Genomic DNA, 3,405 nt, shown 5'->3' with positions numbered 1-3,405 from the left:
TTATGGTGCTGGATCATCTGGCCCATGGCATTTCGGGCCGCGACGACCCGACGCTGGCCTATACCGAACATTCCGCGATGCTGGACGGGATCACCCGGATGCGGATGCAGGACCGGGCCTTTCGCGCCTATTTGATCGGGGGGGGCAGCTATTCGGTGCCGCGCATCTGGGCGGCGCGCGCGTCGGGTTCGGTGACGGTGGCCGAGATCGACCCGCAGGTGACGCAGGCGGCGGCGCGGGATTTCTGGTTCGACCCCGCCACGACCGAGGTGCTGCACGAGGACGCCCGCCGCGCGCTGAACAGGCGGCCCGAGGCGCGGTTCGACGTGGTGGTTGGCGACGCGTTCCACGACATCGCGGTGCCCGCGCATCTGGTGACGCGGGAATTCTTCGAACTGGTGCGCGACCGGCTGGTCGAGGATGGCATCTATGTGATGACGCTGATCGACCATGCCGACCGGCTGCGCGCACTGGCCGCCATCGTTGCGACGCTGCGCGAGGTGTTCCCCGCGGTCGAGGTCTGGACCGAGATGCGCCCGCCCCTGCCCGGCGAGCGGCGGGTCTTTGCGCTGGTGGCCGAGCAGACGCCAAGCCCGGTGCACGGCCTGACCCTGCGCGTGCCCGAGCCGCGCAGCTTCGGCGCACTGGACGACAGCTTCATCGAGGGGCTGCTGTCCGAACAGGCGCCGCCCGTGCTGACCGACGACTACGCGCCGATCGACCGGCTGCTGGGGCCGGGCAAGCTGATCGACTGAGGCTCAGGCGAACAGGTCGTGGCACAGCTCCAGCGCGTCGATCAGGACATCGACCTCGGCGCGGGTGTTGTACATCGCGAATGAGGCCCGGCAGGTGGCCGAAAGCCCCAGGTGATCCATCAGCGGACCCGCGCAGTGACTGCCCGCCCGGACCGCCACGCCCTTCTTGTCAAGCACGGTCGAGATGTCATGGGGATGCGCCGGGCCGTCCAGCGTGAACGAGAAGATCGCGCCCCGCTTCTCGGCCCGGCCCTGCACCTGCAGCCAGTTGAGACCGCCGAGCCGCGCCATCGCATAGGCGCCGATCTCCGCCTCATGGGCGGCGATCTTCTCCATCCCGATGCCCATCATGTAGTCGAGCGCCACGCCGAGGCCGATCTGCTGGACGATGCCGGGCGTGCCCGCCTCGAACTTCATCGGCGCGTCGGCATAGCTCACCGCGTCCTTGTGGACCTCGCGGATCATGTCGCCGCCGCCGATGAAGGGCCGCATCTCGGCCAGCCGCTCCTTGCGGATATGGATCGCGCCCGAACCCGAGGGACCGTAAAGCTTGTGCCCCGTGACAACATAGAAATCCGCCCCCAGCGCATCGACATCGACCGGCATGTGAACCGCGGCCTGGCTGCCATCGACCAGCACCGGCACGCCGCGCTCGCGCGCGCCCCGCACGATGGCGGCCACATCGACCACGGTGCCCAGCACATTCGACATATGCGTGACGGCAACCAGCCGGGTGCGCGGCCCGATCGCGTCAAGCACCGCCTGCGGATCCAGATTGCCCGCGCCGTCCACATCGACCCATTTCAGCACCACGCCCTGCCGTTCGCGCAGGAAATGCCAGGGCACGATATTGGCGTGATGCTCCATCACCGACAGAACGATCTCGTCCCCGGCCTCAAACCGGGGCGCGGCCCAGGCATAGCAGACAAGGTTGATCCCCTCGGTCGCGCCCGAGGTGAACACGATCTCGTCCTCGTCCGCAGCCCCCAGAAAGCGGGCGACGATCCCGCGCACGGCCTCGTATTTCTCGGTCGCGATATTGGAAAGCGTGTGCAGGCCCCGATGCACATTCGCGTATTCCTGCGCATAGGCCAGCGTCACCGCCTCGATCACCGCGCGGGGCTTTTGTGCCGAGGCGCCATTGTCGAGATAGACCAGCGGCTTGCCGTTCACGGTGCGGGACAGGATCGGGAAATCCGCGCGGATCTTCTCGACGTCATACATCCGAAAGCGCTCCGCCAAAGGTGATGCCGAGCAACGACATCAGGATGCTCATCCCGATCACGATCGCGAACATCGAGGCCAGGATCATGAAGAACGTCTTGAGCACCGAGGAAAAGCCGTGAAGAACAGCCACGAAATTGCTGAGAAGATAAAAGAAAAGCCCGATACCGAACATCCCCACCAGACCGGCCAGCGGCGGCAGGATCAGCAGGCTCGCGGTCTGCACCACCTGCAGCAACACCATGATGACCTGCAGCCAGACCGTTAGCGCCAGCGCACCCGCAAAGCTGCCGATGCCGCCAAAGAACCGTCCGATGCCGTAGACCGCATAGACCGTCACCACCAGAAGCCCGCCCTGCACCACCGCGATCAGCAGCGGGTTCTCGCCGAAGATCGGCAGCAGCGGGTTCATTGGTGTCGGCACCAGGTAATCGCCAATCCGGGTCAGCAGCACGCTGACCGCCACCACCGCCATCAGCGCCTGCCACAGCACGCCCTCCGGCAGGTCGAGCGCAAGCATGCGGCGCGCGCCTTCGCGGGGGTCGGTCACGGTGTCGCGCGCAAGCGCGAGCAGGAAGGGGAGGCTGTCGGACATGGAACGGTTTTCCTGAAACTCAGACACGGCCGCTTTTCTCGGCCTCGGCCAGAGACAACAACCAGATCGCCGCGAACGCAACCGTAAGAACCGACGCAATCAGGTTCGTGATCGCCCCCGCCCCCAGGAATCCTGCCAGAAGACCAAAGCCAAGGATCGCGGGCGACACCACCAGCAGCGTCCAGAACAGTGCCAGACGTGCGCCGTAGAACGTGCCCGCGCCGCCCAGCATCCGGGCAAAGAGGTGACTGAACGCCGCGATGCCATAGAAAAAAAGCGGCGCCAGAAACATCCAGCCAAACAGCGCCGCGCCCAGCAACGCCTCCAGCGGGACGGCGTCGCTCATCAGGGACTCGCGCATCAGCCGCGGCCATTGCGCCAAGAAGATCAGGAAACAGGCCAGCATCAGGTAGACCAGCGCGCGGTCCTCACGCTGACCGGCCTGTAACTGGCGGCGGAGCGCGGCGCGCGGGCTGCGCCACGTCGCCACGATTTCCTTGATGATCGACATCCTACCCCCTGTGGCGGGCCAGCCACAGGGCAAGCCGCTCGACGATCTCGCCGCGGATCTCCTCCGATTCGATCTCCTCGACCGCTTCGGCGATGAACGACAATACCATCATGTCGATCGCCTCGGCCCGCGGCACACCGCGCGAGCGCAGGTAGAACAGCGCCGTCTCGTCGATGGCCCCGCTGGTCGAACCATGCGAACAGGCGACGTCGTCGGCATGGATTTCCAGTTCCGGCTTGACCAGGAACTGGCTGTCCCCGTCCAGCAGCAGCGATTGCGAGAGCTGGTAGCCGTCGGTCTTCTGCGCGCCGGGCTGCACA

5 protein-coding genes are annotated in these 3,405 nt (G+C 66.1%); 1 reads left to right on the top strand and 4 read right to left on the bottom strand.

Translation table 11 applies throughout. The features are described from left to right. A partial coding sequence (locus tag ENN83_RS03890; RefSeq protein ID WP_287184289.1) for a fused MFS/spermidine synthase occupies positions 1–755 on the top strand: 755 nt, incomplete at its 5' end. A gap of 3 nt (positions 756–758) precedes the next feature. Here ENN83_RS03890 and ENN83_RS03885 read toward each other — a convergent pair. The 4 genes from ENN83_RS03885 to ENN83_RS03870 all read right to left on the bottom strand — a co-directional run. Then, positions 759–1,979 carry a cysteine desulfurase gene (locus ENN83_RS03885; protein ID WP_287184288.1) on the bottom strand — a complete coding sequence of 407 codons (1,221 nt, stop codon included), beginning with the start codon at positions 1,977–1,979 and terminating at the stop codon, positions 759–761. Beyond that, complete coding sequence (locus ENN83_RS03880) at positions 1,972–2,574, bottom strand: YIP1 family protein (protein ID WP_287184287.1); 603 nt, start codon at positions 2,572–2,574, stop codon at positions 1,972–1,974. The genes ENN83_RS03885 and ENN83_RS03880 overlap by 8 nt, the downstream gene beginning before the upstream one ends. 19 nt (positions 2,575–2,593) lie before the next feature. After that, entirely contained in the window at positions 2,594–3,085 is a 492-nt protein-coding gene (locus ENN83_RS03875) for a YIP1 family protein (protein WP_287184286.1), read from the bottom strand. 1 nt (position 3,086) lies between these two features. Further along, positions 3,087–3,405: SufD family Fe-S cluster assembly protein (locus tag ENN83_RS03870; protein ID WP_287184285.1), on the bottom strand; the 319-nt coding region annotated here is incomplete at its 5' end.

The organism is Rhodovulum sp. (genome assembly GCF_011048875.1).
In the GTDB taxonomy this organism is placed as follows: domain Bacteria; phylum Pseudomonadota; class Alphaproteobacteria; order Rhodobacterales; family Rhodobacteraceae; genus Rhodovulum; species Rhodovulum tesquicola.
This window is presented reverse-complemented; position numbering and strand designations above follow the sequence as displayed.